Source organism: Streptococcus sanguinis SK1 = NCTC 7863, assembly GCF_000194945.1.
In the GTDB taxonomy this organism is placed as follows: Bacteria; Bacillota; Bacilli; order Lactobacillales; family Streptococcaceae; genus Streptococcus; species Streptococcus sanguinis.
On sequence record NZ_GL878511.1, the window covers coordinates 138,400 to 163,870 of the forward strand.

Annotated in this window: 25 protein-coding genes; 18 read left to right on the plus strand and 7 right to left on the minus strand. The window is 44.5% G+C overall.

Going from position 1 to position 25,471, the window contains the following annotated elements; translation table 11 throughout:
- Positions 1-14 precede the first annotated feature (14 nt).
- Entirely contained in the window at positions 15-1,112 is a 1,098-nt protein-coding gene (locus HMPREF9378_RS01220; RefSeq protein WP_002914371.1) for an AI-2E family transporter, read from the minus strand.
- A gap of 76 nt (positions 1,113-1,188) precedes the next feature.
- Positions 1,189-1,560 (minus strand): hypothetical protein, encoded by a 372-nt coding sequence (locus HMPREF9378_RS01215; protein WP_002910615.1) that lies wholly within the window; start codon positions 1,558-1,560, stop codon positions 1,189-1,191.
- Between the two features lie 132 nt (positions 1,561-1,692).
- Here HMPREF9378_RS01215 and pabB point away from each other — a divergent pair, with 132 nt between their 5' ends.
- The 9 genes from pabB (at position 1,693) to HMPREF9378_RS01170 (ending at position 10,140) form a co-directional block, all read left to right on the plus strand.
- Entirely contained in the window at positions 1,693-3,423 is a 1,731-nt protein-coding gene (pabB, locus tag HMPREF9378_RS01210) for an aminodeoxychorismate synthase component I (RefSeq protein WP_002914372.1), read from the plus strand.
- Position 3,424: 1 nt separating this feature from the next.
- Entirely contained in the window at positions 3,425-4,039 is a 615-nt protein-coding gene (locus HMPREF9378_RS01205; protein ID WP_002914373.1) for an alpha/beta fold hydrolase, read from the plus strand.
- Positions 4,040-4,172: 133 nt separating this feature from the next.
- Complete coding sequence (locus tag HMPREF9378_RS01200) at positions 4,173-5,081, plus strand: ATP-binding cassette domain-containing protein (protein ID WP_002914374.1); 909 nt, start codon at positions 4,173-4,175, stop codon at positions 5,079-5,081.
- A 16-nt stretch (positions 5,082-5,097) separates the two neighbouring features.
- A complete protein-coding gene (locus HMPREF9378_RS01195; RefSeq protein WP_002914377.1) occupies positions 5,098-5,856 on the plus strand; it encodes an ABC transporter permease in 759 nt (252 codons plus the stop codon).
- Between the two features lie 37 nt (positions 5,857-5,893).
- On the plus strand, positions 5,894-6,586 hold the full coding sequence (locus tag HMPREF9378_RS01190) for an ABC transporter permease (protein ID WP_002914378.1): 693 nt from the start codon (positions 5,894-5,896) through the stop codon (positions 6,584-6,586).
- Between the two features lie 144 nt (positions 6,587-6,730).
- Positions 6,731-7,639 carry an ABC transporter ATP-binding protein gene (locus HMPREF9378_RS01185; RefSeq protein WP_002914379.1) on the plus strand — a complete coding sequence of 303 codons (909 nt, stop codon included), beginning with the start codon at positions 6,731-6,733 and terminating at the stop codon, positions 7,637-7,639.
- A gap of 12 nt (positions 7,640-7,651) precedes the next feature.
- On the plus strand, positions 7,652-8,347 hold the full coding sequence (locus HMPREF9378_RS01180) for an ABC-2 family transporter permease (RefSeq protein ID WP_002914380.1): 696 nt from the start codon (positions 7,652-7,654) through the stop codon (positions 8,345-8,347).
- A gap of 145 nt (positions 8,348-8,492) precedes the next feature.
- The gene (locus HMPREF9378_RS01175; RefSeq protein WP_002914381.1) at positions 8,493-9,425 is read left to right on the plus strand and encodes an ABC transporter ATP-binding protein; all 933 of its coding nucleotides are present in this window, start codon (positions 8,493-8,495) and stop codon (positions 9,423-9,425) included.
- Entirely contained in the window at positions 9,418-10,140 is a 723-nt protein-coding gene (locus HMPREF9378_RS01170) for a lantibiotic ABC transporter permease (RefSeq protein ID WP_002911208.1), read from the plus strand. The genes HMPREF9378_RS01175 and HMPREF9378_RS01170 overlap by 8 nt, the downstream gene beginning before the upstream one ends.
- A gap of 110 nt (positions 10,141-10,250) precedes the next feature.
- Here HMPREF9378_RS01170 and HMPREF9378_RS01165 read toward each other — a convergent pair whose 3' ends face one another.
- The 4 genes from HMPREF9378_RS01165 to HMPREF9378_RS01150 all read right to left on the minus strand — a co-directional run bounded on the left by HMPREF9378_RS01165 (position 10,251) and on the right by HMPREF9378_RS01150 (position 13,823).
- Entirely contained in the window at positions 10,251-10,868 is a 618-nt protein-coding gene (locus HMPREF9378_RS01165) for a helix-turn-helix domain-containing protein (protein WP_002914382.1), read from the minus strand.
- 109 nt (positions 10,869-10,977) lie between these two features.
- Complete coding sequence (locus tag HMPREF9378_RS01160) at positions 10,978-11,811, minus strand: CPBP family intramembrane glutamic endopeptidase (RefSeq protein ID WP_002914383.1); 834 nt, start codon at positions 11,809-11,811, stop codon at positions 10,978-10,980.
- A 454-nt stretch (positions 11,812-12,265) separates the two neighbouring features.
- Positions 12,266-13,141, minus strand: a complete 876-nt coding sequence (locus HMPREF9378_RS01155) for a sensor histidine kinase (RefSeq protein WP_002898336.1) — start codon at positions 13,139-13,141, stop codon at positions 12,266-12,268.
- 1 nt (position 13,142) lies between these two features.
- The gene (locus tag HMPREF9378_RS01150; RefSeq protein ID WP_002914384.1) at positions 13,143-13,823 is read right to left on the minus strand and encodes a response regulator transcription factor; all 681 of its coding nucleotides are present in this window, start codon (positions 13,821-13,823) and stop codon (positions 13,143-13,145) included.
- A gap of 428 nt (positions 13,824-14,251) precedes the next feature.
- On the opposite strand from HMPREF9378_RS01150, the gene HMPREF9378_RS01145 reads away from it, so the two are divergent.
- The 5 genes from HMPREF9378_RS01145 to HMPREF9378_RS01125 all read left to right on the plus strand — a co-directional run bounded on the left by HMPREF9378_RS01145 (position 14,252) and on the right by HMPREF9378_RS01125 (position 20,746).
- Positions 14,252-15,064, plus strand: coding sequence for a CPBP family intramembrane glutamic endopeptidase (locus tag HMPREF9378_RS01145; RefSeq protein WP_002914385.1), 813 nt, complete (start codon positions 14,252-14,254; stop codon positions 15,062-15,064).
- 102 nt (positions 15,065-15,166) lie between these two features.
- A complete protein-coding gene (locus HMPREF9378_RS01140) occupies positions 15,167-16,936 on the plus strand; it encodes a serine hydrolase (protein WP_032911375.1) in 1,770 nt (589 codons plus the stop codon).
- 17 nt (positions 16,937-16,953) lie between these two features.
- Complete coding sequence (locus HMPREF9378_RS01135; RefSeq protein WP_002914388.1) at positions 16,954-18,732, plus strand: serine hydrolase domain-containing protein; 1,779 nt, start codon at positions 16,954-16,956, stop codon at positions 18,730-18,732.
- A 16-nt stretch (positions 18,733-18,748) separates the two neighbouring features.
- Positions 18,749-19,414, plus strand: a complete 666-nt coding sequence (locus HMPREF9378_RS01130) for an HXXEE domain-containing protein (protein WP_002914389.1) — start codon at positions 18,749-18,751, stop codon at positions 19,412-19,414.
- Between the two features lie 390 nt (positions 19,415-19,804).
- Positions 19,805-20,746 carry an alpha/beta fold hydrolase gene (locus tag HMPREF9378_RS01125; RefSeq protein ID WP_002914390.1) on the plus strand — a complete coding sequence of 314 codons (942 nt, stop codon included), beginning with the start codon at positions 19,805-19,807 and terminating at the stop codon, positions 20,744-20,746.
- A gap of 97 nt (positions 20,747-20,843) precedes the next feature.
- Here HMPREF9378_RS01125 and HMPREF9378_RS01120 read toward each other — a convergent pair whose 3' ends face one another.
- A complete protein-coding gene (locus tag HMPREF9378_RS01120) occupies positions 20,844-22,142 on the minus strand; it encodes a 6-phospho-beta-glucosidase (RefSeq protein ID WP_002903334.1) in 1,299 nt (432 codons plus the stop codon).
- Positions 22,143-22,408: 266 nt separating this feature from the next.
- On the opposite strand from HMPREF9378_RS01120, the gene HMPREF9378_RS01115 reads away from it, so the two are divergent.
- From HMPREF9378_RS01115 to HMPREF9378_RS01100, 4 genes are all read left to right on the plus strand, one after another.
- Positions 22,409-23,089, plus strand: coding sequence for an amino acid ABC transporter permease (locus HMPREF9378_RS01115; protein WP_002901448.1), 681 nt, complete (start codon positions 22,409-22,411; stop codon positions 23,087-23,089).
- On the plus strand, positions 23,049-23,726 hold the full coding sequence (locus HMPREF9378_RS01110) for an amino acid ABC transporter permease (RefSeq protein ID WP_002901449.1): 678 nt from the start codon (positions 23,049-23,051) through the stop codon (positions 23,724-23,726). The genes HMPREF9378_RS01115 and HMPREF9378_RS01110 overlap by 41 nt, the downstream gene beginning before the upstream one ends.
- An 8-nt stretch (positions 23,727-23,734) precedes the next feature.
- Complete coding sequence (locus HMPREF9378_RS01105; protein WP_002907267.1) at positions 23,735-24,484, plus strand: amino acid ABC transporter ATP-binding protein; 750 nt, start codon at positions 23,735-23,737, stop codon at positions 24,482-24,484.
- Between the two features lie 88 nt (positions 24,485-24,572).
- Positions 24,573-25,448, plus strand: a complete 876-nt coding sequence (locus tag HMPREF9378_RS01100; protein ID WP_002901451.1) for a cysteine ABC transporter substrate-binding protein — start codon at positions 24,573-24,575, stop codon at positions 25,446-25,448.
- Positions 25,449-25,471 lie beyond the last annotated feature (23 nt).

Below are 25,471 nucleotides of genomic sequence, written 5' to 3' on the forward strand. Positions count from 1 at the left end.
TATCGTCTAAGAAATTAGGCAACTTCTTCACTTTCATTCCTCTCCTCCTTCTCCACAACAAACTCTCTAACCAAGCGGTAGATAACTGCAAAGATAGGCGTGAAGAAAATCATGCCGACCAAGCCAAAGAGGTTGCCCCCAATCAGGGCGGCGGCTAGGGTAAAGAGAGTTGGGAGACCAACGGACTGACCTACCACGCGCGGATAGATGACATTCCCCTCAATCAGCTGCACTCCTTGAAAGACTGCGATAGAAAGGAGGGCTTTCCAAGGGCTGTCGGTAAAGATAAAGATAGCACCTAGAGCACATGCTGAGAATGGCCCGATGTAGGGAATGAAAGAGAGCACTCCGGCCAGAACTCCTGTCAAGGCCGCGTAAGGCAAGCCTGTCAGAGAGTAGGCGATAAAGACTAAAATCCCAACAATGACAGCCTCTATCATCTGACCCATCAGAAACTTATCATAGGTCTCAACAATGACAGAACCGACATAGGATAGGCGTTTCACAGCCTTCTCAGGAAGCAGAACCTGTAAGAGACGGCTAGTAATTGTCTGCAAATGCTCCTTGCTGCTCAAGAAGGCAAACATGAGAAAGATAGACATGATGACAGAGAAGAAATTGCCAAAGATAGCAGAGATATTGCCCGTCAGACTGCCCAGAAGAGAAATAGCTCGGTTGACAATGTCACTGTTTTGCAGCTGCTTGGTCAAATCTTTCAGCTGACTAGAGGAAAGCAAGCCAGACTGCTGCAGCCACTTGGCTACCTGAGGCGCTACCTTTCCGATTGTCGCACTCAGCTGATTGACCGCTGTGGTCAGAGTCGGCACGACAATAGAAACAATCCCCGTCATAATGAGAACTAAAATCAGAACCTCTAAAATTAAGGCCAAACCGCGCTGCAACTTCTGAGGGACTCGGCATTTGTCCAAGAGGTCTTCCAGCTTTTTCATCGGGACATTAAAGATGAAGGCTAGGACACCACCCAATATAATGGGTGAAAAAACCGAAGTTAGACTCTGCAGGCCAGACCAGATGTTCCCAATATAGAGAACCAGAGCCAGAGCAAGCGCCGCAAAGACGATTAGTTTATAAGATTCATTTATTTTTTTCATAAGGCTTCCTTTTAAGGTTTTATCATTTCCTTATTTTATCATAATTTTCAAGGCCTTTCGAGCAGGAGGAAATGGCTTAGTCAGCTTTGTCTTCACTTTTAATTTTTTGAAAATCTTGAAGATAGAGGACCCCAGCTCCTATAGACAAAAGGCCTGCAAAGATAGCTAGAAAAGGAATAAATCCCATGATAGATGCAAAAAGCAGCATCTGATGATTCATCTTATTGACCCTAGAGTCCCCACTATAATGAGACATACCAGCTAAGGAAAGTATCAACAAGAAAACATTAATTAGCAGAATCAGAAGTGCCCATATGTAATTTTCAATGAAGCTACCAATCAAATCAACAAACTCAAAACTCGATCTTTGTAAAGAAAAATACATGATAAGAATTCCCGCTATAATACTTGCAACCCCATTTACCAATAACAATTTATTCGACTTCATAGAAATCTCATTCTTTCTTTTTTTAACATAGTATACCTAGCCACTTTCTAATCTGTCAACCATTATAAAAGAATGATTGTCACATCCGATAAATCCTTTTTCATTCAAATTATCTTATGATAAAATAACTTTATGCACAAGAAAACGATTATTGATTTTAAGCAGTTGGGCCAACGCCTGATTTTTACGAATCCCATCAAGGAGCTAAAGACTCGCCGTCTTGACCAAGTGGAAGAACTTTTGACAGAGATTGAGGGCTGGCAGGAGAAAGGATACTATGCTGTCGGCTATGTCAGCTATGAAGCAGCTCCAGCCTTCGAGGAAAAGTTCCAGGTTCATCAGGCTCCGCTCCAGAAGGAATACCTCCTCTACTTTACTATCCACGATAAGACCGAGCAGGCTGCCATTCCCTTGACCTATGAGGAAGTGGAAATGCCAGCGGCTTGGCAGGGGCTGACTTCTGAGCAAGAGTACCAGAAGGCTATTGAGATCATTCATCATCATATCCGCCAGGGCGATACCTATCAGGTCAACTACACGGTGCAGCTGTGTGCAGAGCTCAATCCTGAGGATAGCTTGGCTATTTACAACAGGCTGGTTGTTGAGCAAAATGCGGCCTACAATGCTTATGTAGAGCATGACGAGACTGCCATTTTATCCATCAGTCCTGAACTCTTTTTCGAGGAGCAGCGAGGTCAACTGACCACTCGTCCTATGAAAGGAACCACCAATCGGGGACTGACCTTAGAGCAGGATAGAGAACAGGCTGCATGGTTGGCTCAGGATTCTAAAAACCGAGCAGAAAATATGATGATTGTCGATTTGCTCCGCAATGACATGAACCGTATTTCTAAGACGGGCAGCGAGCGGGTTGAGCGCCTCTGCAGCGTCGAGCAATACTCTACAGTCTGGCAGATGACCTCTACCATTAAAAGCCAGCTGAATGAAGGAATGGGATTGGCAGGGCTTTTCAAGGCGCTCTTTCCTTGCGGATCCATCACAGGCGCTCCTAAGATTTCGACCATGGCTATCATCAAGGCGACAGAAAAAGCTGCCCGCGGTGTCTACTGCGGTACAGTCGGCATTTGCCTGCCAGACCAGAGACGGATTTTTAACGTCGCCATCCGCACCATTCAGCTGGAGGGAAAAAAAGCCATCTACGGCGTTGGCGGCGGAATCACTTGGGACAGCACGTGGAAATCTGAATACATCGAAACCCAGCAAAAATCTGCCGTCCTCTATCGGAAAAATCCGCGATTCGACCTGATTTCTACAGGAAAAGTGACGGACGGAAAGCTAACCTGGCAAGAACAACATCTGCAAAGACTGACAGAAGCAGCCAGCTACTTCGCCTATCCTTTCGACCAAGACAAACTGAAGCAAAAGTTAGAAGAAACCTGCGCTCAGCTGGATAAAGGGCAGGATTACAGGCTGCGTATAGCTCTTAAAAAAGACGGTAGTATTAGCCTAGAAACAGCTCCTCTGCTGCCATTACCAGAAACTTTTAAAAAGGCAAAATTAGTTCAGCAAACAGCCAACTTGGCCCAGCCTTTTACCTATTTCAAAACTAGCTATCGGCCCCATCTGACCTTGGAACAGCAAGAACAGATTTACTACAATGCTCAAGGGCAACTGCTGGAAACCTCTATCGGAAATCTGCTGCTGGAGCTAGACGGCAAGCTCTACACACCTCCAGCTGAACTTGGCCTACTCAAGGGTATCTACCGTCAGCAGCTACTGGATAAGGGTCGAGCTACTGAGAAGATTCTGACTCTGGCCGATTTGGATCAGGCTGAGAAAATCTACGCCTGCAATGCAGTCAGAGGACTGTACGAGCTGGAAATTGATAAAGGAGAGCTCTGACATGAAAGTTATCTTTCTGCACGGACTAGGGCAAGATGCGCATTCTTGGAAGAAAGTTCAAGAAGCCCTAGCCAATGTCCCAACGGAGTCGCTGGCTCTTTTTCTGAAGGGCAATGAAAGTTACCAAGACATTCGACAAGCAACCCTCCAGCACCTTCAAGCTGAAGAACAGCCTTTTATCTTAGTCGGTTTGTCACTCGGTGGCCTGCTGGCACTGGACCTTTCTGACCAAACTCTTCCTCATCTAAAGGGCTTGATTTTATCCGGGACTCAATACAATTTAGCAGATAATTTTCTCTACAGACTGCAGATTCTCGTCTTTAAACTGATGCCCAAAAGTGTCTTCACCAAGCAAGGAGCCGATAAAAGCCAGATGATACGGATTTTGGCCGAGCTACGAAAGGTAAATCTCACTGATAAAATTAAGAAAATCAAGCTCCCGAGCCTGATTCTTTGCGGCAGCAAAGACAAACCCAATCTAAAGGCTGCCTATGAGCTTAACAAGCTGCTGAAAGGTTCTCAGCTTCGCATTATAGAAAAGGGCGGCCATACTCTGAATAGCCAAGCGCCAACAACATTTGCTCAAATAATAAAGAAATTCCTAAATAAGTTCTGACCCTTTTACAAGACAAACCAAAAACTTTAGAAATATTTGAGAAATTCTTTATAAATATTTGAAGGTTTGGCGCTATACTAATTAATAAGAAGAGGAGTTTTCTCTCCTAACATCATGAAAAGGAGACTTGATCATGGAAAATGTTTTGGTTTTACAGCAAGTCAGCAAGAAATTCGGTCGACAGTACGCTCTGACCGATGTGAGTCTGACGATAAAAAAAGGAGATATTTACGGTTTGATTGGCAAGAACGGGGCTGGTAAGACCACTCTGATCAAGGTCATTACCCAGCTCTTGGAAGCAAGCAGTGGCAATGTCTCCCTCTTTGGCTCTCAGAACTATCAAGAATGGACTCAGAGTCTCAAACGGGTCGGATCGGTTATCGAAACTCCGGTTGCTCACAACCACCTGACAGCCTATGAAAATCTCAGCTACTACTGCAAGCTCCGCCATATCCCCCATGCGGACAAGGTCATCCGTGAAACCTTGGAATACGTGGACTTGACGGATACCGGCAAGAAGAAATTTCGCGACTTCTCACTCGGGATGAAACAACGGCTGGGTCTAGCTATCGCGCTTCTTACCAGACCTGACCTGATGATACTGGACGAACCTATCAATGGCCTGGATCCAGTCGGCATCAAGGAATTCCGCCAGCTGGTGCAGCGACTCAACGAGGAGTTTGGCATGACCTTTATCATCTCCAGCCATATCCTGTCTGAACTTTACTTGGTGGGTACTCGGTTCGGCATTATCGAGGAGGGACGGCTGATTCGCGAGATTTCCAAGGCGGAGTTTGAAGAACAGAGCGAAGACTATATCGTGCTTAAAACGTCGCAGTTGGAAGAAGCCAGCCGGCTGATTCACGACCAGCTCATGCATCGTATCAAGGTGGTCAATGCTTCTGACGAGATTCATATCTTTACCCATTCGCATGAGATTAGCAAGATAGTCAAGGAACTTGCGGTTGCAGATATCCCAGTGCAGGAGATTTACTATGCACGACAAAACCTAGAAAACTTCTTTACAGACTTGGTCGAATGAAAAAGGGAGGCTTATCATGATGGATTTCATTCAAGCCGATTTTTACCGGCTCATGCGCTCAAAAGGCTTTTGGATTACTGAGTTTTTATTATTCTGTGTGATTATCTCAACAACCTTCTTCCATGCAAATATTCATTTTGGAGCAAATATCTCCAGCAATGCGGCTGCTAGTCAATCTCTAGGAAAACTAACCGGCCTTCAAGCTCTGGACTATTTTGCAGGCAATACAGACAGTCTGCTCTTTTTCACTATTATTGGTATCAGTATGGTTCTTGGAGTGGATCTGTCTCGGAAACTTTATAAAAACTGTCTGAGCTACGGTATCTCTAAGCTCAGCTATTATTTTTCTAAATTCTTTGTCTGCGTTAGCATCGCAGCCTTTCACTTCCTGCTGATTTTATCTATCTCCTTTGTGACTGCTAGTCTGTCCAACGGAATTGGAAGTGCCCCCAGCTCTTTTTTGCCTCAGATAGGAGCTGCTCTCTTTATTCAATTTCTCAGCACGATTACATGGATTGCCATCATTTCTTTTGTACTCTATGCCAGCCACTCCATTGTATCTAGCTTTCTGACCTATTTCCTTGGCGGTACCTTACTGACTATTCCCCTCATCTTTTACCCTGACAATGAATGGCTGCTCTATCTGACCATGCGTTTTAACACAGATATGGCAGCAGATAGCGGAGCTGTTATCAAGGCTATCCTGACAGTGGTAACGGTCACCCTAGTCTTTCTGATTAGCGGACTGATGGTTTTCAAAAAGAAAAATTTATAAAAAGCAGGAACAATCTTAATCATTCAGAGGAGATTTCATGTTACATACTATCCAGGCGGAGCTCTACCAGCTTGTCCGCTCCAAACCTTTTTGGCTAATAGAAGGGCTGCTCTTTTTTCTCATTTTCATCAGCTCTCTTGGTGAACGCAATTTTAATTTTTATATCTCTACATCTTCTGATCCAGAAGAAATAGTCATCCAAGGTTGGACAGGATTTGAAGCTCTCGGGCAGCTTGCTAAAGATTTCCTGCCCTTTGTCATGATTACTGTCCTTGTGCTCATTATCTTTCTGTTAGGTCGTGACCTGACTAGAAAGCTATACAAAAATATATTGGCTGGCGGGGTTTCTCGGAAAGAATTTTACCTATCTAAAATAGCTGTTCTTATCACAATTATCATCTTGCAAATGGCGGCAGCTTTTGCCGCAGCCTTTATCTTTGGGAGCCTCTTCCACGGACTTGGGACTATGCCAAAGAACTTTTTCTGGAGCTTTTCCTTGTCTTTCTTTCGCTCCTTTCTCTTTATTATGACCTGCAGTTCCGTAGTTACCTGTCTCCTCTACCTGACCCGTTCCACCCTAGCTAGCTATCTCGTCTTTTTCGCCCTGATTATGCTTCAGTCTAGCCTCGTCATCGTTTTCCCTCAGATAAATTCTGAACTATTCTTATTCCTTATCCTAGCTGGTTCTCTCTTAGGTGGTTACCAAGCCTTTCAGCACAGAGACTTATAAATCTAAGCAGTCAGCCCTTTGGCTGCTTTTTTATTGCTTTGGGATTGGTTCTGCATTTCTTTAGAAATATTTTAGAATTTCTTGAGAAATATTTGAAATCTAGCTTGTATACTAAAATCAAACCTAAGAAAGCGAGAATATACCATGCAAACTGTTTTAGAAGTAAAGCAAGTTACCAAACAATATGGCCAGCAATATGCCCTTGATCATGTGAGTCTTTCGATCCAGAAGGGCGAAATTTACGGTTTAATCGGCAAGAACGGAGCTGGCAAAACCACTCTTCTCAAGACCATTAGCCGGCTCATTCATGCCAACAGCGGAACCGTGTCTGTCTTTGGTTCGCAGAACTCTAAGGAATGGAACGAAGCCCTGCGCAAGATAGGTACTGTCATCGAAACACCAGTCGCTTACAATCAGATGACTGCTTATCAAAACCTCAACTACTACTGCAAGGTTCATCAGATTGCCCAGCCCGACCAGCTCATCAAGGAAACCCTGGCCTATGTCGGACTGAGCAATACTGGTAAAAAGAAATTCCGCAACTTTTCGCTAGGAATGAAGCAGCGCTTGGGGATCGCTATTGCACTTATCAGCAAGCCTGAACTCATGATTTTAGACGAGCCCATCAACGGCCTAGATCCGCTTGGCATCAAGGAATTCCGACTGATGATTCAGCGACTCAATCAAGAGTTGGGAATCACTTTTATCATTTCCAGCCACATCTTGTCTGAGCTTTATCTGGTAGCCACCAAGTTTGGCGTGATTGACCAAGGACGCCTTGTCGCAGAATTCACCAAAGACGATTTTGACCGAGCCAGCGAAGATTATATCGTCCTCAAAACCAGCGATAGAGATCAGGCTGCCAATCTCATCCAAGGCAAGCTCCACTATCAGCTCAAGGACGCTGATAAATCTGACGAACTGCACATTGTCGCCCAAGAGCAGGAACTAAATGACATCAACAGGGAGTTGGTCCTATCCAACATTCATGTCAATGGTATCTATGCAGCTCACAAAGATTTAGAAAAATACTTTACAGATTTAGTCCAGTAAGGAGAAAAAACCATGTTACATACTTTTCAAGCAGATTTTTACCGTTTCTTTCGTTCCAAGGCTGTTTGGATTACCGAATTCATCTTTCTACTGACGACCTTGAGCGCAGTCTTTGGTAAATTAAATGCCGTCCAGCTTATACAAGCGGTGTCCAACGCTATCGGTAATAATACATTTATCATCATTATCCTCTCTATGGTCGTCATCGGGACAGATCTGAACAAGCAGCTTTACAAGAATACATTAACCAGTGGCGTTTCCCGTACCAGTTTCTTCGTCTCTAAAGCCCTAGTCATGGCCTGCGTAACCTTCCTGCAGTTAGCTCTCTATTATAGCATCAACTTTATCCTAGCGGCCATTCTAAACGGTATTGGTGATTTATCCGTCACCTTCCTGCTTCAGTTTATTCTTCTATTCTTTGTGCAGTGCCTAACTGTCATTGCTTGGACAGCTATTATTTCCTTTATTCTTTATCTGAGTAAATCTATGATTGCTGCTCTGGGAGGTTACCTTTTCTGCGCATCTTTAACCGGAGCTCTTGCTCAATTTTATCCCAAATCTCTATGGCTGCAGCATTTCACCATGAGCTTTGATTTTGAGACGCTTCAAAGCAACGGTGTAACCTTAAGAATTATTCTAATCGCCTTGGTCTTAGGAACAATCTTCACCGCAGCAAGTCTTTATACTTTCCACAAAAAGGATTTATAGTTGAAAATGAGCTAGTTCTTGACTGGCTCATTTTAATCTTTTCAATTTTAAATTTCTTTAGAAATATTTTAGAATTTCTTGAGAAATATTTGAAATTTAGTTTGTATACTAAAAGTATAAACAAAGTAATTAAAGGAGAAACATCATGCAAAATGTTTTAGAAGTGAAAGGACTCACTAAAAAATACGGTGATCAATATGCTCTGAAAGATGTCAGTCTTTCCATCAAGAAAGGAGAGATCTACGGTCTCATCGGAAAAAACGGTGCTGGTAAGACCACGCTGATCAAAATCATCACGCAAGTCATCTATCCTAGCGGAGGGTCCGTGTCTGTCCTGGGCTCTCAGAACCAACAAGAATGGACCAGAGCCCTCAGCCATACTGGATCTGTCATCGAATCCCCTGTAGCTCATGCCCACATGTCGGCCTATGAAAATCTGCGCTACTACTGTACCGATCGGGGCATTCCAAATGCTGACAAAGTCATCAAAGAAACCCTGCAATATGTCGGCCTGACCGATACTGGAAAGAAGAAATTCCGTAATTTCTCTCTGGGGATGAAACAGCGGTTGGGCATTGCCATTGCCATTTTGGGGCGTCCCGACTTGCTCATCTTGGACGAGCCCATCAATGGTTTAGACCCAGTTGGGATTCAGGAATTTAGAGAAATGGTCAAGCGCCTCAATCAAGAATTAGGCATCACCATCATCATTTCCAGCCATATCCTGTCCGAGCTTTATCTAGTCGCAACTCGCTTTGGTTTTATCAATCAAGGGCATTTCATCAAGGAGCTGTCTAAGGAAGAATTTGACCGAGAAAGCGGCGACTATATCATCCTCAAAACGGATAATATCAAGCAAGCTGCTCATTTAGTGCAAGACAAGCTAGGCTACCAGCTCAGACCGACCAACAAGGAAGATGAGCTGCATATTTCCGGTAAGGTACAAGAAATTCGCAAGATTGCCAAGGAACTAGTCCTAGCCGACATCCCAATCGGGGAAATCTACTACGCCCACAAAGACTTAGAAAAATACTTTACAGACTTAATCAACCAACAAGGAGGAAACACTCATGTTTAATAGTATCAAGGCGGATTACTACCGTCTCTTCCGCTCCGTAGGATTCTGGGGAGTGCAGGCTTTCTGCATCTTTGGAATTCTCCTCGCCATTTTCACTTCCAAAGTTGTCAGTTCCGACAACGGTATCTTTTTTGCCATAGATGTCGTCTCCTACAACAGCGGCATGCTCTTTATTGCCTGCAATGTCATGACTAGCTTGCTTCTCGGTGTTGATCTCAATGACAAACTTTATCACAATAACCTGACTACAGGCAAGACTCGGACCCAGTATTACTTCTCTAAAGCACTGGTTATCGGTAGCTTACTGCCTATGCAGTTCATACTGCTCTACATTTTAGGTATTGTCATCGAATTTGTCCGAACCGGCGGTAATATGGGAACCCTGCCAGCTAATTTCTGGGGACAATTCGCAATACTCTTTGTCATGCAGGTCATCTGTACCTATGCTTGGTACTGCATTACCAGCTTTGTCCTCTACTTGACTCGAAACTATAGTGTCGTCTTTATCACCTATATCATGACCTACATCTTACTCGGCCTCCCTAGTCAAATGGTTGATGCCAATAATGAATGGTTCAAGGCTATCAAGATGGAGTTCGTCTACGGAGACGCTTCAATACCAGGTGTCATCATCAAAACAGCTATCTTTGCTCTCAGTCTGATCACGGTCTTTAGCTTAGCAGGACTGGCTACACTGAAGAAGAGAGATTTGTAAAATAAAAACTCAGCTAATCACTAAATTAGCTGAGTTTTTTTGAGCGGATTTTAATTGGATGATGAGCGGATTTCACCCTTTCTGGTCTAGCCCTCTTTATCGGCTTTCTTTCACTGCTTCCAATCTTGCTTTTTCAAGAACAGACTGATGCAGACTCCTAGGATAAGGTAGAAAGTGACAAAGGCAAGACTGGCTGCCAGACTAGTCGGATATGGAAAGATCTTGCCCAGAGGAAAAAGAACATTAGATAGAAATCCGAGGGGAACAAAGAGCAAGAATAAAATCAAGGCTAGCTTAACCTGAAAAGAAGGTCTTACATCGGATAGATTGCGGCCCGTTCCCCACACCAGCAGCCCTACTCCCTGAACAATCAGCACCGGCGTTAGCAAGACACTAATCTTGAGAAAATCAGCTAGGATAATGGAGAGGATGATTCCCAGACCGATAAAGCCAAGAGAGAGCTGATAGCAAATATTACTGGCTATTCTCCTGTACTTGATTGACTGCTCTTCCTCTTTCTGGACTACAGACTCAATTCCCTTGAGCAGATAGTCTGTGGTCACCTCAAAATAGTCACTCATGGAAATGATCTTATCCAAATCAGGCATACTCTGCTCGCTCTCCCACTTGGAAACGGCCTGTCTGGACACACCGAGTTGGTCGGCTAGCCCCTCCTGCGAAATGCCCCGCGCTTTTCGCAGGTACTGGATTCTGTCTGATAGATTCATGGATTGTTTTACCTATTCTTTCTTATTTTTTATACTTTCTTTCATTGACACTTATTATAGCACAAGGCGGCGAGACTGCAAAGTCTGATTGTCACCTCTTCATAAAATGCTAGACTTCTTCTTTAGATGGAAGTGCTTTTTCCTCCCTATCCGTCCGATACCAGAGATAGATACTATAAAGTGTCAGGATAATCACACCTCCAAAGTAAAAGAAGGGATTGACTTGAGAGAAATCTAATTGATTGTTAGCTTGAGCTATCCCAACAAAAGTCGGGATGAGGGTGTTGGAGAGGGCATGAAAGATGTTACAAGCCATAGAAGACTGGGTCTTCTTATACAGAGCTGCAAGCCAGAAGGAGAGAAGGATACTGAAAATGATAAAAACTGAGAAAAGATCCTGGCTTCGATCATAAAAGCGATCGTAAAACCAAAGGGGAATATGCCAGATGGCCCAAATGATACCGGTCATCAAAGTAGAGACAAAGAAAGAAAACTTTTTCTCTAAGGCCGGCTGTAGGAAGCCGCGCCAGCCGAATTCTTCAATCCCGCCCGATAGGACAATACAATAGATAAAAAACCAAGGAAAGCTTACTAAAGCGCCGTCTACCAGCTTGCCGCCAGAAGCTAAGGCATAGAGGGCAGTCAGACCGCCACCATAGATTAGCAAGTAGAGCCAGGTCTCTTTCTTGCCTGAAAAGAGATAGGAGCAAATAGCCTTAAAACCTTTCTTTTTCAGTACAATCAGGCTGGCCAGCATAGGCCCAAACATAGCAATGCCATTTAGAATAGCTTCAAGAGCTAGATAGGCTGTAGGTGTACTGTCTGGCCAAAGGTTTTTGAGGATAATGTCCAATAGCCAGAATCCCCATGTCCAGCCGAAGTTCCAAGCCAGGAACGGCAAAATTAGTTTTGGTTGTGGTTTAATAGTTGTTTCTGTATTCATGAGAATACCTCCTTATAATATAATTAAACTCAAGTTTTTGATTCAAATCTTCAAAGACAGCGACTCGTTCATTCCGAAATCAAAAACTCGGCTTCTGCTTTCAGATTAACAAAAAAGCCAGTTGCCTTTCTAGCGACTGGACTTGGAATAAAGAAAAAATCTAGTTGCTTTTTGAGTGATTGAACTTGGAATCATTGTCAACTGTCAGTTGCAAGTCAGTTATATCAAGGGTTTAGAGCAGTTGGCTGATTTTTCACTTTGACCGGTAAAATGACCTTTCTAGGATAATTGGCTTTTCAAACCACAAAACAAAAAGGCATATTTATCATGCCTTTCTTCGACTTAATCTAAAAATAAACCTCCGCCAATTCGAAAATTAACTGAGGTTTTTGAGCGGATTTTGAGACTAGCTGATAGAGCTGAGCCTTCCTTGTTTTGCTTTTTCAAGTCTTTTTTACAAAGTCACAACTAGTTCAAACCAGTCGTCCTCGGCTTTCATTGTCAAGTCCCCGCCTAGGATTTCGACTAACTGCTGGGTGATGTAGAGCCCCAGCCCTGAAGACTCCTCGCTGCTGGATAGGTTTTCTGAGTAAAAGCGATTGGTCAGCTTATCCAGATATTGGATAGGCTGCTGGACGATATTTTTGACGGTAAAGATACAATGCTCGCCCTCTTTTTTCAGAGAAATGCTGGCGGCCTTACGGCCGTGCTTGAGGACATTGCTTATCATATTTTGGACAATGCGCTCTAAAATTTCTGGGTCTGTCTCTAACTCTAGACCTTCAGCTAACTCTACCTGCAGGTCAATCTGAGCTTTCTGGAAGGCATCATAATAAGTAAAAAGCTGCTGGGTTACCAGCTGGGATATATCTGTCGGCTGGACATTGGCCCGTATGGCTCCCTCCATCAGCCGGCGGTACTCCATCAAGGCTTCCAGCCGTTTGGATACCATTCCCAGACTATCTGCTATTTTGACTAGCTGCTGACTTTCCTGACTATCATCCTTCAAGAGCTGCTGGGTGTAGCCACTGGCAATGGTCAGAGGAGTGCGGATATCATGGGCGATATTACTGATGGCCATATCCAGCGTCTTCTTTTCCTGCTGGACGACAAAGGTCGTCTTATCTAGCTCCCCAAAGAGCAGCTCTGCTTCCTCTGTCAGCTCCAAAATACTAGGTGCATGTGCAGCAGGAGCCAGACGATTCTGGCTCCCTGTCTGCCGCTTCAGACGAATCTGCTGCGCCACATCCTTGACCGCCAGATGATAACGTATGAAACCAATAGCCAGAAACAGACTGATAAGGGCAAATAAAATGACTAACACCAACATATCAGTCCTCCTTGAGCCGGACACCCAGTCCCCAAACAGTCTCTATGTATTCCTCTGTTGGGTCCAACTGAGCCAGTTTCTTACGTAGATTGCTGAGGTGAGTATTCAGGGTATTATCCCCAGGCAGATAGCTCTCTTCCCAGACCTGCTCAAAGAGCTCTTCCTTGGTGTAGATCTTCTTGGGATGACGGAGCAAGAGCTGGAGGATATGATATTCTTTCTTGCTCAGACGGACGCTTTTCTCTCCACAGACCGCCTCAAAGGTAGTCTTGAGCAGCCGGATATTTTTAAAGGACTGGCCTTCTTCCTCGCCAGTCAAAGCCTGCTGGCTGCGCAGCTGCACGGTAATACGGGCAAAAACCTCATCCAGATTGAAAGGTTTGACGATATAATCATTAGCACCATTCAGCAGGTACTGGCTAACCAGCGCTTTCTCACCAAGGGCTGTCAGCATAACCACTGGCACCGTAGCATTGCTGCTGCGAATTTCCCTCAACACTTCATCGCCATTCTTCCCCGGCAGCATGATATCCAAAAGGACCAAATCAATCTCCTCCCGCTCAAACAGCGAAATGCCCTCCGTCCCCGAATAGGCGGAATAAACCGTGTGTTCCTTCTGAAAAAGATCTTTTAGAATTTCATGAATATCACTGTTGTCTTCGATGAGTAAAATATGAGCCATAAACACTCGCCTCCAGAAATTTCCTATCACTAGTGTAGCAAGGATAAGAGGCTAAGTCAATAAAAGATGGACTATTCGAAAAACTTTAGAAATATTTTAGAATTACTTGAAGGATATTTGAGAATCGGACTTTAAAATAGAAAGAAATAAGAAATGTATGTGCTATAAAAAGGAGACTCAGAATGTTTAAAATTTTTTGCAAAATCGTTTTTAGAAGTATTACTTTCGCCCTTGAGGGCTAAGGAAAAAAGGAGAATCGCATGAAGAAATTGATTTGACTGATTCTTTTATCAATCTTAAGGTCAAGGATTTTTCAACAGGAGCTGAAGTGCAAATGCCGGCTTTTGTACAGAGTACGGCTAAATGAGGCAAAAAATCAATGACCTTATCAGAGTACAAAAATCAAACCATTTAAAGGAAAAAATTCTATGACTAATGAAACAAGAATAAAACCACAACCAAAACTAGTCTGGCCGTTCCTGGCCTGGAACTTCGGCTGGACTTGGGGATTTATGTTGCTAGCTATCATTCTCAAAAATCTCTGGCCGGAAAATCCACCTATACTCTATCTGGCTCTGGAAGGCCTCCTAACGAGTCTCAGTATGTTCGGACCGGTGATAGCAAGCCTAATCGTGCTGAAAATAAAAGGCTTCAAAGCCATCTGTTCCTTTATCTTCTCAAGCAAGAAAGGGACTTGGCTCTATCTCCTACTCTTCAGTGGAAGTCTGGCAGTGACTTTTGCATTAGCTTCCGGAGGCAAGCTGGTAGACGGAGCTCTGCTTTCATTTATTGGATCCTTTATCTACCTTATGACCTTGGCTGGTGGCATGGAAGAGCCTGGCTGGCGAGGCTTTCTGCAGCCAGCTTTGGAAAAGAAGTTCTCTATGTTTATCGCCTCCTCGATAACCGGACTAGCTTGGGCTTGCTGGCATATTCCTCTCTGGTTTTATGACCGCTTTTATGATCGAAGTCAGGATCCCTTTCTTGTCTTTATCATTGTAAGTATAGTCCAGTCCATCTGGTTTGCTGCACTGCATAAGAAGACGAAATCTGTCCTTGCCTGTATGATTTTCCACGCCCTACTAGATATTCTGATAGAAACGTTTGTCGGCATCAACCTAGCTGATAAGTTTGATTTCTCTCAGGTTAACTCCCTCTTTTACCTTGGCGGCTTGGGCATTCTGACCCTTTACAGTATTTATCTCTGGTATCGAGCGGATAAGGAAGAGAAAAACGCATGATAAAAAAATAAGAATAGCCTGATTCTAAAATTAAAAGGAGACTGCGCCGACTATCTGAATTCAGCTTATGTGAATACTAAAGTTGAACAGAAAGGAAATGCTATGAAAAAATCATTTATTCTAACGCTTTTAACGATTATAACTCTAGGACTCTTCCGGCCAATTACTGCATCGGCTGAGGAGTCTCAAAAGCTGCCATCTGGTATCGAACGTGACCAGATCAGCCAGAAAATCCAAGACTATGTCAAGGAACATGAAAAAACAACAGCTGGCATGGAAACTGCTATCTTTGACAAGAATGGTACCATTTATCAAGGCAACTTTGGATACATGGATAAGGAAAAAGGCATCAAGGCTGATGATGATAGCGTTTTTGAATGGGGCTCCGTAACCAAATTAACCATCTGGGTCTCTGTCATGCAGCTCTGGGAGCAAGGTAAGATTAACCTAGAAGAAGACATCCGCACCTATCTGCCAGAGGGCTTCCTCAAAAATCTCCGCTATGACAAACCTATCACCATGTTGGATCTGATGAGTCATCAGGCAGGATTTGATGAGGTAACCATGTACCTACAAGAAGATAAAAGTATCGAAGAAATCCTTAAAGAACAACAACCTATTCAGTCTTTTGAACCCGGTACAGTCACAGCCTATTCAAATTACGGTGCTGGCTTGGCTGCTCTGATTGTCGAGCGGATCTCTGGTCAGACTTTTGCCGACTATGCCTATGAGCATATTTTCCAACCACTGGGCATGGATAAAACGGCTATTTTGCCGGATCTATCAGACAATTCCTACGTTCAGAAAAAGCGTCAAGAAACCAAAGGTTACGACACTAAAGGAAACTTACTGAGCAAAGACCATTTCATCACTAGCATCTATCCTATCGGAGCGGCTACTGGCACCTTGAAAGACTTGGAGAAGTTCGCCCAAGCCCTGCTGGCTCGCAAGACGCTCTTTGAGCGCCCAGAGACCTGGAACACCCTCTATACTGCCAGTTCCACCTACCCTGACACGGATATCATCCGCAATGCTCATGGCTTTTGGGCCAACGAATACGGTACTACTGTGTTGGGCCACGGCGGAAATACACCTGGCGCTACTTCACGGATAATGTTGGACTTGGAGCACGGTATCGGCTATGTCGTCATGACCAATCAAGGTACAGAGCAAAATTATAATTTCCAAATGCCAGAGCTCGTCTTTGGACCGCGCAAAACAGCCAGTAAGGAAACCAAAGAGCAGTTCAGTCCAGGCTATTATCGAACTCTGCGTAACTTTAATCAAGGGCCTCTGGCTATCTTTAAAATGATTCCAGCCTCCGCAGACTACTTGCAGGAACCATCTGACGATCAGCGATTGCCAAACAACTTCTGGACCATTTATCAGAGCCAAGGCAAGACCCGTATCGCAGTGGCTGTCGCAGACTATGAGAAAGTCTCTGACTTTGATTTCTTTAAAGACTATGTTGTTCTAGGCTTGGCCGGACTTGGTATCATCTACGCCCTCGGCCTGCTCCTCATTAGTCTTTATCGACTCATCTTCCATAAAAAACAAGACCAGCCAGACCGCACTTGGAAGGTCTGGAACCTCCTAACAGCTGTTGGTATTTTGGCAGTTCCCATCAATCTCTTTCTGCTATTCATGTCAGCAACTTCAGGAGATTTCAGCGAAATCGCTCAGTGGCGCTACATGCTCTTTGCTGCTTTGGGACTCCTGCTAACCTCAGCCGCTCTGTTACCTCTCTTCAGAAAGTCCAGAGAAAAGCTCAGCAAAGGCCGCCTATTCCTGACGGCCATGACCAGTCTATCTGCCTTAGCAGTGACCGCTAATATCCTCTATTGGTCCCTCTATCAGTGGTGGGTATTCTAATATGAAAGGAGCCAGCTATGAAAAAAACATTTTCCCTAATCCTTTTAACTCTTTTGACTTTAGGACTCTTTCGACCAATTACCACACTGGCTGAAGAGCAGAAACTCCCATCTGGTATCGAACGTGACCAGATCGGCCAGAAAATCCAAGACTATGTCAAGGAGCATGAAAAGACGACTGCCGCTATGGAAACGGCAGTCTTTGACAAGGATAGCACCATTTACCAAGGCAATTTCGGTTATATGGATAAAGAAAAAGGCATCAAAGCTGACAACAGCAGCGTCTTTGATTGGGGCTCTGTGACCAAGCTGACCATCTGGATAGCTGTCATGCAACTCTGGGAACAAGGAAAGATTGACCTAGAGGCAGATATCAAGACCTATCTGCCAGAGAATTTTCTTAAAAATCTGCACTTCGACAAAGCTATCACTATGCTGGATCTCATGAATCATCAGACGGGATTTGATGAATCTCTATCTTACACAAAAGGTGATAAAAATATAGAGGAAAATCTACGCATGCTCCAGCCTGTCCAGTCCTTTGAACCTGGAACAGTAACCTCTTATTCCAACTATGGTGCTGGGCTCGCTTCTCTGATTGTCGAGCGGATTTCCGGCCAGACCTTTGCTGACTATACCCACGAGCATATCTTCCAGCCGCTTGGCATGGACAAGACAGCTCTCCTACCGGACTTATCTGATAATCCCTATGTTCAGAAAAAACGGCAAGAATCTAAGGCCTATGATACAAAGGGAAATTCACTAGGGACAGCTTTTTATGAATATGGTCTCTACTCAATTGGCCAAGCAGCCGGTACCTTGGAGGATCTACAAAAATTTGCTCAGGCTCTGCTGGGGCGCAAGGTTCTCTTTGACCGTCCAGAAACTTGGAATACTCTCTACAATCCCACTTCGACCTATCCAAGTACAGACATAGCCCGCAATGCCCACGGTTTCTGGATTAATGAATACGGAGTCAGCATCATTGGCCACGGCGGCAATACTGATGGTTTCAGCTCCCGGCTTATGCTAGACTTGGAAAGTGGCATCGGCTACATAGTCATGACCAATCAAAGCATGGAAGAGAATTACAACTACCAAATGCCTGAACTGGTTTTCGGAAAACGTAAAACAGCTGACGAAGATACCCAAAAGCAGTTTACACCAGGCTACTACCTTTCTCCGCGTACCTATCTCCATGGCCCCTTGTCCTTTCTAAGACTCATGATGCCCTCAATAGAGAAGATTGACAATCCTGCTCAGAACCGAATCTTGAGTACCAATTTTTGGACCATCTATAAGAGCAAGGGAAAGGTTACAATCCCCGTCGCCGTAGTAGACTATGAGAAAATCTCTGCTTTCGACTTCTATAAGGACTATATCATCTTAGGTTTAGGCATCCTTGGAATTGTCTACAGTTTTGGAACGCTCATTATCAACCTTTTATTAGGAGTTTATCGCTTGATTTCCCGAAAAACGGTTGAGCCCACAGACCGCACTTGGAAGGTCTGGAATCTGCTGACTTCTCTTGGTATTCTGGCTGTTCCCCTAAACCTACTAATGATTATGATACCTTTGATGTCAGATGACCTCGATTCTCTAGCTCCCTGGCGCTACATGCTCTTTGCTGCCTTGGGACTCCTGCTAACCGCTGCTGCTCTGCTGCCGCTCTTCAGAAAATCCAGAGAAAAGTTCAGCAAAGGCCGCCTCTTCCTGACGGCCATGACTAGTCTATCTGCTTTGGCAGTGGTCGCTAATATCCTTTACTGGTCTCTTTACCAGTGGTGGGTACTTTGATAAATGAGGTGTTGTTATGTTCAAACTGATTTCTGCTTGGTTAAAAATCTGGATTCCCATTCTCTTTGCTATGGGAATCGGTATTCTCTTATATCTTATCACACATTGGACTACACTAGATGCTGGAAGCAGATTTGTCGCTATAATCTATGTCATGCTCCCTTTGCACTGTCTAGAAGAATGGAGATTTCCTGGCGGTTTTCATTATAACTACAACATGCTTCGGCGCTCTCAACAGCCCGATCGCTATCCTATGAATCAATTTTCTGATATGCTGACTATTATGTTAGCTGAATTAATTGGTATTGTCTGTCTTTTCTACGGTGTCAATCAGATCATTGTCATCTGGAATCTTATCTTTTGCTTTTTTGAAATGATTGGCCACCTGATTTTTGGGTTCAGTATGTACCGACGTTTTCGAACAGTAGGAAAAAGAACCATTTATAACCCAGGTTTTGCGACAGCGGTTGTCTTTACGCTTCATGCTATCTACTATGTTCTGAGCCAGTATCCTACAAATCTCCCCAGTTTGCCAATAATCATTTTAGCCATTATCAGTGGAATAGTTCTTGTAAGTAGTGTCGTTCTTATCCCTGAGCAACTGTTCAAATCAAAAGAGACCCCTTATCCTTTTGATAGCAATCGTTATTATGAAAAATATATCGCAAGAGAAAAAAACTGAATTCCCTTTCCCATTTCATAATCTTCTTTAAAAATTCTATGAGAAGTCGAAGGCATAGCTGAGTGACTAATGCTCACCGAAAATCAAAAAGTGGCCTAGTTCTATTCTGCTATTTTAAGTTTGGCCTTGCGACCAATCAGACATATCTAATGTTTGTTAGAGAACTACTGAAAGATTGCAGGGTTCAAGCATTAACTGGTACTTCTATGGTGGGGTTGCATTCTTCTTATTAGTTACAGTAAATTGCCAATCAGTATGACAGCTCTTTTATCACTTTACCTGATTAAACTTCTATTCGCTTTTAGTGTAAATCACGATACGACCGCTTGTAGTAATGATTATAAATAAAAGTATGCGAATCTAAAATATGATGAACAGAAAGGAATCTCTATGTTAAAAATAATCTTTATATTTATCCTTAAAACAATCACTTGGCTGGTAGGAATCTTAGCTCTGGCCTTATTGGCTATCTTTCTCTATAACCGCTTTCAAATAGCTCAGGAAAGCAAACTCATTGAGAAGCCGATTGGCCAACTGGTCGAGGTAGAGGGTAAGAAGCTCAATGTCTACACTGCTGGCAAGGGCAAGAAGACCTTGGTTTTCCTAGCAGGTCTGGCCACCAATGCTCCGGTTCTGGATTTCAAGGCTCTTTATTCCAAGCTGGAGGACGATTATCGCATCGTCGTGGTAGAACGTCTAGGCTATGGTTACAGCGATGATGGGAACGATGACCGCTCATTGGATAGACAGGTAGAGCAGACCCGTAAAGCCCTCAAAGCTGCTAAGATATCCGGTCCTTATGTTTTGGTTCCGCATTCGATTGCCGGTTTAGAAACGATTCACTGGGCCAATCATTACCCAGAAGAAGTAGAAGCTATTATCGGGCTAGATATGACCATGCCTCATACGGAGGTGTCCGACCATATGGACCTGCTTTTTCAGACTTTCCAGCTAGGGGGAATGCTAGGCTTGGCTCGCCTACCGATTTTCTTTGATGAAAATAGCAGCCCAGCCATAAAGTCTGGAGCTCTCAATGATCAGGAAAAAGCTATCTTTAAAGCCTTGTTCCACCGGCGGTCAATCACCCAGGCGGTCATGAACGAAGTCAAGGATCGGAAGAAAAATGTTGAAACGATTAACAAAGAACCCGTGCCGCAGATTCCGACTCTTATCTTTGCAGCTGTCCAAAAAGGCGGAGAAGCTCCCAAGCTGGAAAAAGAGTTTGTCGCGCAGAATGCCCAAGCCAAACTTGTAACATTAGAAGGCTCCCACTATATCCATGACGAAAAGCCAAAGGAAATCGCCCAGCAAATAAAGGAATTCTTGAAATAATGAATCTTGAAAAGTATTTAAAATTCAGTTAGACTAAAATTCCTATAAAACATACATACTTGAAAAAGGCTGAGACATTCATATCTCAGCCTTTTTCCTATTTTACAGATGCTCCGTTAGTCGCGATGACTTCCTTGTACCAGTCAAAGGATTTCTTCTTAGAACGTTTGAGTGTTCCCTTACCTTCATTGTCCCGGTCCACATAAATAAAGCCATAGCGCTTCTTCATCTCGCCAGTGCCGGCTGATACCAGGTCGATACAGCCCCAGGTCGTGTAGCCCCACAGAACCACGCCGTCCTCATTGATGGCTTCTCGCATGGCCTTGACATGGGCCGCCAAGTAGTCAATCCGGTAATCATCAGCTACATAGCCATTTTCATCTGGAGTATCCACTGCACCCAGACCATTTTCCACGATAAACATGGGCTTTTGATAGCGATCCCAGATGGTATTAAGAGTAATACGCAAGCCCAGCGGATCAATCTGCCAGCCCCACTCAGAAGCTTCCAAATAAGGGTTCTTGAGAGAAGCAAAGATATTGCCCTCCGTCAGCTCATTGACCTTAGGATCGCCCGAAGCTACTCGGCTAGAGTAGTATGAGAAGGAAATGAAGTCCACCGTATGCTTCTTGAATAGTTGCAGGTCTTCTTCTGTCATGTTGACAGTGATGCCCTCGCGCTCCCAAGCTTTCTTAGCATAGTTAGGATATTCACCACGCGCCTGCACGTCGATGAAGAAATAGTTTTTCCTGTCTTCCTCCATACTAGCCCATACATCGCGTGGATGGCAGGTGTTAGGATAATTTTGCCCTGCCGCCAGCATACAGCCGACCTTATTTTCCGGATCAATCTCATGAGCCAGCTTAGTAGCAATGGCTGACGCGACCAGCTCATGATGGGCCGCTTGATACTTGACCTGTTCTTCATTTTCGCCTTCTTCAAAGCAGAGCCCTGCCCCCATAAATGGTGCATGGAGGATCATGTTAATTTCATTGAAGGTCAGCCAGTACTTGACCAATCCCTTGTAGCGGGTAAAGAGAGTGCGGCAGAGACGCTCGTAAAATTCCAACATGCGACGATTTCGCCAACCACCATATTGCTCAATCAAGTGCATGGGACAGTCAAAGTGAGTAATGGTCACCAAGGGCTCAATACCGTACTTGTGGCATTCCTTAAAGAGGTCTTCGTAAAATTTCAGGCCAGCTTCATTGGGCTCCAGCTCATCCCCCTTAGGGAAAATCCGGCTCCAAGCAATGGACAGACGGTCCGCACCAATCGGCACCACATCTACATTGGCCAGCCCGCGACCATCCGCATCATAAGCGCCCTCACACTGGTTGGCAGCTGTCGCTCCGCCCCACAAAAAACCATCCGGAAAAGTCAGTTTTTTGGTCATCTTTTTGCCTCCTTAGTAAGATAAAAGATTTTCTATACTTTTATAGTATAACAAAGTAAAATCTAAAAAACTTATAACATAATGTCGAATAATAATATTATTCTATGACCGATTGATTTCACAGCTGAAATAACAAATTCCCAATCTGGCATTTCTCTTCAGACCAGTGATAGATTTTCCTTATCAGTGCGATAAAAAATACATATTACTAAAGGTCTGTTATCTATGCTAAACTAGGAACATCAAGTGTTTAAGGAGTGAGAGCCGTGAACTGGGACATCGTCAGTGATTACTATCCCCTCTATCAAGAGGCCTTTCTTTTAACCATGTTCATAGCCTTTTGGGGAATTTTGGGATCAATTGCTGTCGGATTCTTAGTCAGTCTGATTCGCTTTTACAAGATTCCAATTTTGAAGTCGCTAGCAACCGCCTATATCGAGTTTTCCCGCAATACGCCGCTGTTGCTGCAGCTTTTCTTTCTCTACTTCGGCCTGCCTCGTGTTGGACTCGTTCTATCCTCTGAGGCTTGTGCGACGATTGGGCTAATCTTTCTGGGCGGTTCCTATATGGCTGAGTCTTTCCGAAGCGGCCTTGAAGCAGTCAGCCGAACGCAGAGGGAAGTCGGACTCTCTATCGGCTTACGACCAGTACAAGTCTTCTACTATGTCATCCTGCCTCAGGCTGCAGCTATTGCCCTGCCTTCCTTTAGTGCCAATGTCATCTTTTTAATCAAGGAAACCTCAGTATTTTCAGCTGTTGCCTTGGCAGACCTAATGTTTGTAGCTAAGGACTTGATTGGCCTTTACTACGAGACAGATACAGCTCTGCTCATGTTGGTCATCGCTTATCTGATTATTTTGCTGCCAATTTCACTTGGCTTTAGCTGCATAGAAAGGAGGCTGCGGCGTGCAGGATTCGGGCATTCAAGTTCTCTTTCAGGGGAATAATTTCTTACGTATCTTACAAGGGCTGGGCGTTACCATTGGTATTTCTATCCTCTCGGTCATCATCTCCCTCATCTTGGGGACTATTTTTGGCATCATTATGACCTCGCACTCAAAAGTCGTGCGCTTTCTGTCCAGAGCCTATCTAGAGTTTATCCGCGTCATGCCCCAGCTGGTTCTGCTCTTTCTGGTTTACTTTGGCCTAGCCAGAAATTTCGACATCAATATCTCTGGTGAGCTTTCAGCCATCATCGTCTTCTCTCTTTGGGGAACGGCGGAGATGGGAGACTTGGTACGAGGGGCCATTACTTCCCTGCCCAAGCATCAGTTTGAGAGTGGTCAGGCACTGGGACTGTCGCAGCGCCAACTCTATGTCTACATTATCATCCCACAGGTACTGCGTCGGCTTTTGCCGCAGGCGATTAATCTAATCACGCGGATGATTAAGACAACCTCACTCATCGTCCTTATCGGAGTCATTGAGGTTGTCAAGGTCGGCCAGCAGATCATTGACAGCAATCGTCTGTCTATCCCTTCTGCTGCTTTTTGGATTTATGGCTGCATTCTGCTGCTTTACTTCGCAGTCTGCTTTCCTATTTCTAAGCTGTCCTCTTATTTGGAAACCATCTGGAAGGAGTAACGAACATCATGTCGGAAATCATTTTAGAATTAAGGGACATTCGCAAGTCTTTCGGCAGCAATGCCATCCTTAAAGGCCTGTCTCTCTCTGTCCAAAAAGGAGAGGTTGTGGTCATCCTAGGATCATCTGGCTGCGGAAAGTCGACCCTGCTTCGCTGCATCAACGGTCTTGAAAGCATCCAGTCTGGTGATATTTTGCTGGATGGCCAATCCATCCTCAGCCAGAAAAAGGACTTCCATCTTGTTCGTCAGAAGATTGGCATGGTCTTTCAAAGCTATGAGCTCTTCCCCCATCTGGATGTCCTGCAAAATCTGATTCTTGGTCCCATAAAGGCTCAGGGGCGTAAGAAGGACGAGGTCATTAAGGAAGCTGAAAGCCTGCTGGAACGAGTCGGCCTGGCGGATAAAAAGCACAGTTTTGCTCGCCAACTGTCTGGCGGCCAAAAGCAGCGGGTGGCGATCGTCCGTTCGCTCCTCATGCACCCAGAAATCATCCTTTTTGATGAAGTAACTGCTTCGCTAGATCCCGAAATGGTCCGCGAAGTGCTAGAGCTCATTAATGACCTAGCCGAGGAAGGCCGGACCATGTTGATTGTGACCCACGAAATGCAGTTCGCCCGCGCCATTGCCGATCGGATCATCTTCATGGACCAAGGTGGTATCCTCGAGGAAAATACCGCCCAGCAGTTCTTCAGCCAACCCAAAACCCAGCGAGCCCAGGAATTTCTCAATGTCTTTGACTTCAGCCATCTAGGCTGACAGTTATGTCTACCCCACCACTTATGTGGCTGCTCTTTGGTATCTCTGTGTTTTCTTCACATTCTCTTATCTTATAAAGGAGTCTCTTATGAAATTATCTAAAACAATCTTTGCTTTAACAACCCTTACTCTGGCTTTCTTCCTTGTCGCTTGCGGCAGTTCCAGCAAGAAAGATGCTGGTAACAAAGACGCAGCTTCCAGCAAAACGGTCAAGGCCCGCAGTCTTGAGGAAATTAAAAAGAGCGGCAAGCTCCGCATTGCGGTTTTTAGCGACAAGAAACCGTTCGGCTATGTAGATAACAACGGCAAATATCAAGGCTATGACATTTATCTGGGCGACCAACTAGCCAAAGATTTAGGGGTTAAGCCAGAGTATGTGCCTGTAGATGCTGCCAACCGGGCCGAATACTTAATCTCCAACAAGGTTGATATTACCCTAGCAAACTTCACTGTTACAGACGAGCGGAAAAAACAAGTTGACTTCGCCCTGCCCTACATGAAGGTATCTCTCGGAGTTGTATCACCAAAAGGTTCAGTTATCACTAAGCCTGAGCAGTTGGAAGGTAAGACCCTAATCATCACCAAGGGAACCACGGCTGAAACCTACTTTGAAAAGAACTATCCGAATATCAAGCTGCAAAAGTATGATCAGTACAGCGATGCTTACCAAGCCTTGCTGGACGGCCGCGGCGATGCCTTTTCTACGGACAATACTGAAGTCCTTGCCTGGGCGCTGGAAAACAAAGGCTTTGAAGTCGGCATCACTTCGCTAGGTGATCCAGATACCATTGCTCCAGCTGTGCAGAAGGGCAATACCGAGCTGCTCAACTATATCAACGACGAAATCAAGAAACTCGGCAAAGAAAACTTCTTCCACAAGGCCTATGAAGAAACTCTCCACCCGACATACGGCGAAGCTGCTAAGGCTGACGACCTAGTTGTTGAAGGCGGGGAAGTTAAATAAACCTGCTGATATAGAGCAAGAAG

Coding starts and splice junctions, on each gene's coding strand:
- HMPREF9378_RS01220 (WP_002914371.1), bottom strand. CDS start 1,112: ATGAAAAAAATAAATGAATCTTATAAACTAATCGTCTTTGCGGCGCTT.
- HMPREF9378_RS01215 (WP_002910615.1), bottom strand. CDS start 1,560: ATGAAGTCGAATAAATTGTTATTGGTAAATGGGGTTGCAAGTATTATA.
- pabB (WP_002914372.1), top strand. CDS start 1,693: ATGCACAAGAAAACGATTATTGATTTTAAGCAGTTGGGCCAACGCCTG.
- HMPREF9378_RS01205 (WP_002914373.1), top strand. CDS start 3,425: ATGAAAGTTATCTTTCTGCACGGACTAGGGCAAGATGCGCATTCTTGG.
- HMPREF9378_RS01200 (WP_002914374.1), top strand. CDS start 4,173: ATGGAAAATGTTTTGGTTTTACAGCAAGTCAGCAAGAAATTCGGTCGA.
- HMPREF9378_RS01195 (WP_002914377.1), top strand. CDS start 5,098: ATGATGGATTTCATTCAAGCCGATTTTTACCGGCTCATGCGCTCAAAA.
- HMPREF9378_RS01190 (WP_002914378.1), top strand. CDS start 5,894: ATGTTACATACTATCCAGGCGGAGCTCTACCAGCTTGTCCGCTCCAAA.
- HMPREF9378_RS01185 (WP_002914379.1), top strand. CDS start 6,731: ATGCAAACTGTTTTAGAAGTAAAGCAAGTTACCAAACAATATGGCCAG.
- HMPREF9378_RS01180 (WP_002914380.1), top strand. CDS start 7,652: ATGTTACATACTTTTCAAGCAGATTTTTACCGTTTCTTTCGTTCCAAG.
- HMPREF9378_RS01175 (WP_002914381.1), top strand. CDS start 8,493: ATGCAAAATGTTTTAGAAGTGAAAGGACTCACTAAAAAATACGGTGAT.
- HMPREF9378_RS01170 (WP_002911208.1), top strand. CDS start 9,418: ATGTTTAATAGTATCAAGGCGGATTACTACCGTCTCTTCCGCTCCGTA.
- HMPREF9378_RS01165 (WP_002914382.1), bottom strand. CDS start 10,868: ATGAATCTATCAGACAGAATCCAGTACCTGCGAAAAGCGCGGGGCATT.
- HMPREF9378_RS01160 (WP_002914383.1), bottom strand. CDS start 11,811: ATGAATACAGAAACAACTATTAAACCACAACCAAAACTAATTTTGCCG.
- HMPREF9378_RS01155 (WP_002898336.1), bottom strand. CDS start 13,141: ATGTTGGTGTTAGTCATTTTATTTGCCCTTATCAGTCTGTTTCTGGCT.
- HMPREF9378_RS01150 (WP_002914384.1), bottom strand. CDS start 13,823: ATGGCTCATATTTTACTCATCGAAGACAACAGTGATATTCATGAAATT.
- HMPREF9378_RS01145 (WP_002914385.1), top strand. CDS start 14,252: ATGACTAATGAAACAAGAATAAAACCACAACCAAAACTAGTCTGGCCG.
- HMPREF9378_RS01140 (WP_032911375.1), top strand. CDS start 15,167: ATGAAAAAATCATTTATTCTAACGCTTTTAACGATTATAACTCTAGGA.
- HMPREF9378_RS01135 (WP_002914388.1), top strand. CDS start 16,954: ATGAAAAAAACATTTTCCCTAATCCTTTTAACTCTTTTGACTTTAGGA.
- HMPREF9378_RS01130 (WP_002914389.1), top strand. CDS start 18,749: ATGTTCAAACTGATTTCTGCTTGGTTAAAAATCTGGATTCCCATTCTC.
- HMPREF9378_RS01125 (WP_002914390.1), top strand. CDS start 19,805: ATGTTAAAAATAATCTTTATATTTATCCTTAAAACAATCACTTGGCTG.
- HMPREF9378_RS01120 (WP_002903334.1), bottom strand. CDS start 22,142: ATGACCAAAAAACTGACTTTTCCGGATGGTTTTTTGTGGGGCGGAGCG.
- HMPREF9378_RS01105 (WP_002907267.1), top strand. CDS start 23,735: ATGTCGGAAATCATTTTAGAATTAAGGGACATTCGCAAGTCTTTCGGC.
- HMPREF9378_RS01100 (WP_002901451.1), top strand. CDS start 24,573: ATGAAATTATCTAAAACAATCTTTGCTTTAACAACCCTTACTCTGGCT.